Consider the following 6,934-nt stretch of genomic DNA (forward strand, 5'->3'; position numbering starts at 1 on the left):
AGAACTCGCTGTATATAGTGAATGAAGAACATCAATTCTCAGCAAATGACCCTCTATATTTGTTCAAAGATACGTCCTTGCCTGATTTACCAGCGGAATTTGCTGGTGAGTCTATGTTCGAATACGTCGACGACAGTGAATATGATTTTTATATACCAGACGAGCACGGAGTAGAGCAGAAAGTAACCATACGAGGCAGTGTTCTAAAGAAGTCAGTACTGGATGCGATAAGAGCGACTACCTCAGGATTTATTGGATCAACTGTCTGGGGTAAACATGCTGCTAAGAATTACGGGCTGTCTATTGTTCGCTCAGGAAGGGAGCTTGCTCTGTCCCCGGAGTTCATCAACCCGAGTTATAAGGACAAGGGTCGCTGGTACGGTATTGAGATATCGTTTGATCCGTCTCTAGACAATATCTTTGGTGTTACTAACAACAAGCAGCATGTCGTAAATCTGAAGATGATGAAGGAATCTGAAGATTATGAAAGAGAAGGTTTCGAGTCAGAGCAGGATTACAGGTCAGACTTGCTTGCAAATAACGACCCCAAACTGAGGATCTACGAAGTAGTTCGTCACATTAAGGAAGTCGAACAGAAGCTGATAAAGCGTGTGGATACTTATAATCTGAAGGGTACTTCAGTTATTGGCAAGCCAACAGTGGATGGCGGTGCACCCGAGGTGGATCCCGTGAATTCTGCAATCAACCAGAAGAACAAAGAACGAGAGGAACTTCATCCTACAGCTCCTGCCACTATCACCAAGGAAGAACTCGAGGACCAGTTAAAGACTACCGGTGTAGATAACGCAGAAGAAAAGGCGAAGACTATCTTGGATCACCAATTGCAGGTATGGGTTGAAGAGCAGCCCATGGCGACTGAGGCTTTCTTTGATGTTTCGACTAAAAAGGGTTTTACGCTTTTGCAGATCAATTCGAATCATGTTTTTTCCAAGAATATATTGAGCAAACTTCCCGAAAGCCAGAGAGAGGCGATTGAGATTTGCCTGGCCGGATGGGCTCGTATGGAACGAGAATGTGTAAGCGAGAAAAAACTCAAGCAGCTAGAAATGGCACGACGTGATTGGGGGCAGTTGCTCGATGACTACTTGGATGATGAAGAGTAGTAAAGGTATCCAGATTACCCTCTAAGTCGTAGTCGCCGTCCGCGGCTTGGTTCTAATCAAAATAGTGATAGGAGAAGATCTGCCTTGATCCTCTACTCGAGGGAGTTTACAGATGAATTGAGGTCCTCCCTCAAGGCGGCCGATAGACGCTGCTTTATTGCTTCGGCATTTGTAAAGCTGTCAGCCCTCGAGGAGCTTTCTCGAAGCTTTCCTGACGATATTGAAGACATATCTGTCGTTGCTAGATGGCAAAAGCGGGATATTCTCGCTGGAGCATCGGATCTTGAAGTCTATGAGTTCTGCCGTGCGAAGGGTTGGACGTTTGGCATAGATCTAAATCTACATGGCAAGCTATACATGATAGATGATGCAGAGTTATTTCTTGGCTCCGCAAATCTCACGCAGCAGGGATTATTCTTGGGGGCTACAGGTAATAATGAGTTCGGCACAAAGATCCCAATAGATTTAGCTGATCTATCTAAAGTGAATAGTTTCATTGATGATGAAGTAGTCTGGGTGGACGATGCCCTTTTTGAACTATTGAGGGACGATATCGCAAATTCAAAAAACGCCTTAACACCATTGGCCGATACCAGTTGGGCACTTAGTATTATTGAGAAAATCCAAAAGCCCGTCTCGTACCTTTGGGTCAACGAGCTTCTATTCTGTAGTCCTTCCGAACTGCTGCATTTGGACTTAAATGATGAGGCGGTAAGGCATGACTATGATTTACTATCACTAGAAATCGATGATCTAACTGAAGTAGCGCTGGCGAGATCTTTTAGAAGAACGCGATTGTACCATTGGTTGGTTCAAATTTTGCTTACAAATCAATCAGTTAACTTTGGGCGGGTATCGAGGGAGCTACACAATAGTCTTTTAGATGATCCAACACCGTATCGCCGGGATGTTAAGAAATTTGTGGCTACCTTGTATTCCTGGTGTGCGATGCTCGAGGACGAGTTTGACTTAACGCCTTTTGCGAGGACTACGGTGATTTCATTTAATTCTTCTAAGATTTGAATTGGATTGTGATGTGGATGGTTAGGTGAAGATAATGAGGAATATGCTAAGACCTGGATTGCTGGTTACTATCAATCCTCGTTCAGATAAAACGAGAGAGTTATTAGTTGAAGGAGTTATAGAAGAAATACTGACTTCTTCAAATACGCACCCTCACGGGATTCTTGTTCGTCTCCAGTCAAAAGAGGTTGGTAGGGTCAAGTCTATACAAGCAAGGAAGTGAGTGGCCTGAGATACAAGACGACATCCTGTTTTTTAATTGGATTCAGAGGCAGGGTCGTTAATATCTGCTGGATTAGTTCAACCAGGGCCACATTTTATCCCAGACTAAGTCACACACTCGCTCTGCCCGCTTTTCAATAACATCTGTGTTCCATGCGTGGTTATGGTTCGCATATTCGACAATCGGAGTGACGTGACTAGCATACTTTGCGGCAGTGAGTAGTTCGATTGTTTCATCTGCCAGAGAGATGCCTTTGTTGATAGCTTCACTTTCTAGAGCATCCTGGGTAGCAGTGTCTGTTAGTGCTAGGTGCTTGAAGTACAATACTTTCTCTTCCCATGATCGATTTCCAGCGGAGCTGTTTATTGAAGTAGGGAGTAAAGTAAGATTTCCCACCGAGTGTTCGAGCTGAGTACTGTAGATCTTTGTATCCCAATTCGATCCTTCAGATTTATGAGGGGCGATATGCTCAATTGTTTTTAAATCTGACGAGATCCAATGTTGGTGATCGAAATAGGAATGAATGCCGCTTTTTCCTACTTTCATTAAGCCCGGCTCGGCATTGTCGGGTATTGTGTTATGAGAGCTTACCAAGAGGGCGAACTTGCAGACTGTCTTAGCAGAGTCGTATTTGAGATTAGAGGTGGCCTTTGGTAGCCAGCTATTTTTGGAATCGACGTTTTTTTCTCGCTTCAGTTCGGAGCGAAAGTACTCTTTCAGCTTGTCTATATCGCTATAGTCTACACTAGAGCCCCAGGACATTTTTGGGATGCTGTCGTCGTCAGAGTTGCTGAGTATCCTTCTATAGACTTCATCAAGTCCTGTGTTGGAAGCGATTGAGCGCCACAGCGTGAAAAAGGCGCATATAGCTTTAGCTACTTCATAGAAACCCCTATCTGACGACTGAGATCCCCTTATAACCAAGGCATAGAATCTACTTAACAAAGTATCGGCCATTCTGTGCCCAGCATCATCAAGGTAGCTGACACAGAGAACCACTTCTTGTTTTTCGGCTGGGCTTAACGAGTTCAACCCGTGATAACAAGTTAACTGGTTGTGATCAAACCACTTGACGTATTTCCAGTACGAGGCAGAGTTAGACAGCCGATGGATAAACTCTTCCCTCTGTGCGTCACTGTCAAGGTCACTGTAGGTGTTATTTAGCCATTTTCTTTGAGCGCTAAAGTGATTGGAAAGGGACCTTCCCTCATACACTAGGCTAAATACATTGAGAAATTCTTTGGTTAGCTTTGCTTTCTTCTCCACTGTATCCATATTGATGAAAAGATTGTCTACTTCATCAAAGTGTCTTTCTGATGTAGATCCTTTGTAGCTGCCGCTTTGATTAACGGTATTAACCACTAGTGGTTTGAATGTTTCAATTGCAGTTAATGGTGTTCCCGTGGCGTTTAGGCTCTGGAAAATATCGAACGCCCAGTCATCAGAACTTGGGTATATTACCGAAAGGCAGGCCCTATCAAACAAGTAGTGATATAGAACACTTATTTGAATGCCTGCGGCTATTTTTGCACACTTGCTATCAGTATATGGTCCGGTTTTGAGTGCCCCGGAGAGCTCCTCTCTATCAAATTTCCATATCAATTCTTCAGATAGTCTAGATAGAATTTTTTTTGCATGAGGGTAGGATACGTGGCTTTCACTCTGTTGATGCGCATTCATGACTGCTTCCAGATATGCATCCATGACTTTTAGATTTCTTCCAAATGAGGTTCTTTTGTCCGGGATATCTATTCCACCGATGGAGATATCTCTGATAAATTCAGCCAAGTATCGAGATACGGGTGAAGTGTATTTAGAATCTTCGCCATCTAAAGTCCATTCATCTTGGTTTCCACGAACGATTACTGGTTTGGCTTTTGGTTCAGCTTTCTTTGTTGAAAGAGAAAAGCTGAAGAAGTTCTCTAGAGACTCCATTTCTCCTTCAAGGTGATCAACTAGATCGCCAAGCTCAGGATCAGGTTTTATGTTTTCCAGAAACTTGTATGTCAGGCGATATAGCCTAGTTGCAAGTAGCGCCAGTGTAGAAATTCGTTGTTGGCCATCTATGACGTTGTAGACGCTAGTCGGGAGTGCCCTAAGGTCGACCGGTTGAATGTTTTTCTTCTTCTGTTGCTCCTGACACAGAATAACAGTGCCAAGAAAAGAGACTGATTGGGAGTCGGTAAGTGTGCTTTCAATACCTTTGACTAGATCGTCCATCAACTGTTCAACATTGTCTGTGTCCCAGCTATACGGGCGTTGATAGAGAGGTATGTAGAACCCAACCTGGCCTTGACTGAAGAACTCCTTGAGCGGATAAGCTTGAGGGGTAAACTCATTTGATACATCAGGAAAGGTTGATATCAAAATGCTCACGGAATTCGGTTCCTTCGTTAGATCACTAAATAATCGGTCAATTATAATCCGGTGACGAATCTGCTAACTACGGCATGGTAAGCGGAAGTAACATAACAACGATAACTTGGTATGGCTTCTTTTCGGCTATACCGCTAAGACTCAAATATTTACCAAAACAGCCATTGCTGTTCTATCCGGAAATTCGAATCACAATGCCATATGCTGTTTGCATAGGCCAGCAGTCCATCGAAAAATGTGACAATACTGGTGGGAACGTATCCACTTCCTAGACCTAGGATGGAGATACCCTCAACAGGAGAAAAACTCTAGTAATGCGTGGAACTAATCAGGGGATACTTACAGAGGCCTCCAGATGCCGTGGACAGAACATGTGCCATCGACCTTGTTTCATCCTTTTCCGAACAAAATCACGAAATCTTGCAGGAGGCAGATCACCCCTCCGTCTGTGACGCTGACGGTTACAGTAGAGGCATGCAGCGACAATGTTCGAGCTATTTGAACCACCACCTTCTGCATGTGCTATCAGATGCTCCCCAGTACAGCGAAGTAGCATCGCCCGGCGGTGTGTAATTCCATAATTCACAGTGAGTTCAGTAGGGGATGTCAGCCACATAGGCTGTTGGCAGTAGTAGCAAAGACCACTCTGATTATGAAACGCACGGGTACGAGGTTTTTTGAGGGATTTCCGCCTCTTCGACTTGGGCATAGTGATACCAATAATTGATGTCACCGGGCGGTAAGAGGCTGTCCGTCCCGTGACTAGGGCTGGCCGTACGGCCGCCCCTCAATTAGTTATCACTACACAGCCGTTTGGCTTGCGTCGAGTAGCACGGACTGCCGAGTCCTGCCTTGAGCCGTTTGGGCCTTGGGGCACTAAGCTACATATCAGGCGTTGCGCCTGTGATAAATGCGAGAGGGCAGATTAAGGCCTAGGGGGAAGCAGGGCAAGCGTACAGAACCACTAAATTGTAACCCGCGCGATCTCACGACATATTTATTCGTTCAGGTTGGACGACTAAATGTATCCGCGGCATAGTGGCGATGCAGATAAGTAAAGTAAGAGGAATGACATGGATTATTGCTATAAGTGGAAGAAGGGCGATTTCGCACGTAACCCCCGGATGATTGAGGAATGGGGAGTGGGCATCGTTACCGAAGACCAACGTGACGATACTGTGAAGCTGTTCTTTGAAAATACTTCTTCAGTAAAAACTATCATTGGGGATATGTTGGAAGAGGTAGCGGATCCAGGCCTTGCGAGGACATACTTGGAACACGCCTTGGTTGATGAAGAGGTAGCAGCCAAATACGATCGAGAACCATTTCCATCGGTCCTAAAGCGCTTTCTGGAAGACTTTCCAGAGGGTTTCAAGGGGGAGTGGTACACGGGGCAGGAACGGGAATATAAAGTTGCCGCTGTGGAGTGGGCCGCTGAGCATCTCAACGAAGAATCCTGGAAAGGGTACCTCGATACTAAGCGCTATGAGGAGCTTGCTCAGGAAATCCGCAGGTTCTACTCGAAGCTAAATCTCTTGGCATCGTTTGAGATGATAAAGCTGAATGACGCGCTGAAAAACCCAGAGGCTCAGAAGGCCGTTGGTAAGGCGATGTTCGATCTTGTCTATGGTCAGGATTCTATGAAGTCCCGTTTTGAAAGTACCGCACGAATCTTGGAGCGATACGATATTGGTAAATGGCCGATCATTACTTATCCATTGTTTGTCTTGCTACCGGATCAATACATGTTCGTAAAGCCTGAGATGACCAAGGAAGCAGCGGCAAATCGAGGATTCGATATTGGTTACGATTCGCAGCTCAATTGGAATACATATGAGCGGGTGATGTTGTTTGCTCAGGATTTGAAGGAACGTTTGCTGGCGTCGGATAATCCACATCTACACCCGGAAGATATGATCGATATTCAGGGATTTATGTGGTGTACCTTCACCAAAGGGTATTCTGCGGCTGACCACCAGGCTCGGACTCTGTAGGCGAAGGTATAACCCGCGGCTTTTCGGAGGCGACCCTTGCCATAAAATCGGCAGGTGCAGTCTCTATAAGTTCATGAATCCATAGGAATTGGCCCGCCTGGCGCGATTCGAACGCACGACCTGCCGCTTAGGAGTCGGATTACCACTCCTCAATATTATGCCAACGCCGTGGTTTTACCCCGGCACGGCGGACA

Annotated in this window: 6 protein-coding genes; 4 read left to right on the plus strand and 2 right to left on the minus strand. The window is 45.3% G+C overall.

The annotated features are described in order from the left end of the window. From C0039_RS19505 to C0039_RS21525, 3 genes are all read left to right on the plus strand, one after another. On the plus strand, nucleotides 1–1,124 hold a 1,124-nt coding region (locus C0039_RS19505; protein WP_207796494.1), incomplete at its 5' end, for a hypothetical protein. Nucleotides 1,125–1,208: 84 nt separating this feature from the next. Then, on the plus strand, nucleotides 1,209–2,147 hold the full coding sequence (locus C0039_RS19510; RefSeq protein ID WP_101519045.1) for a phospholipase D family protein: 939 nt from the start codon (nucleotides 1,209–1,211) through the stop codon (nucleotides 2,145–2,147). Between the two features lie 43 nt (nucleotides 2,148–2,190). After that, the gene (locus C0039_RS21525) at nucleotides 2,191–2,370 is read left to right on the plus strand and encodes a DUF2196 domain-containing protein (protein WP_243391674.1); all 180 of its coding nucleotides are present in this window, start codon (nucleotides 2,191–2,193) and stop codon (nucleotides 2,368–2,370) included. A 72-nt stretch (nucleotides 2,371–2,442) separates the two neighbouring features. On the opposite strand, the gene C0039_RS19520 is transcribed toward C0039_RS21525, so the two are convergent. Both C0039_RS19520 and C0039_RS21530 read right to left on the minus strand, forming a co-directional pair. After that, on the minus strand, nucleotides 2,443–4,746 hold the full coding sequence (locus C0039_RS19520) for a DUF262 domain-containing protein (protein WP_101519046.1): 2,304 nt from the start codon (nucleotides 4,744–4,746) through the stop codon (nucleotides 2,443–2,445). Nucleotides 4,747–5,074: 328 nt separating this feature from the next. Further along, nucleotides 5,075–5,455: an HNH endonuclease gene (locus C0039_RS21530; protein WP_101519047.1), complete on the minus strand. Its 381-nt coding sequence runs from the start codon at nucleotides 5,453–5,455 to the stop codon at nucleotides 5,075–5,077. 364 nt (nucleotides 5,456–5,819) lie between these two features. On the opposite strand from C0039_RS21530, the gene C0039_RS19530 reads away from it, so the two are divergent. Next, nucleotides 5,820–6,740: a hypothetical protein gene (locus C0039_RS19530; RefSeq protein WP_101519048.1), complete on the plus strand. Its 921-nt coding sequence runs from the start codon at nucleotides 5,820–5,822 to the stop codon at nucleotides 6,738–6,740. Nucleotides 6,741–6,934: the final 194 nt, after the last annotated feature.

Source organism: Pseudohalioglobus lutimaris, assembly GCF_002866825.1.
In the GTDB taxonomy this organism is placed as follows: Bacteria; Pseudomonadota; Gammaproteobacteria; order Pseudomonadales; family Halieaceae; genus Halioglobus; species Halioglobus lutimaris.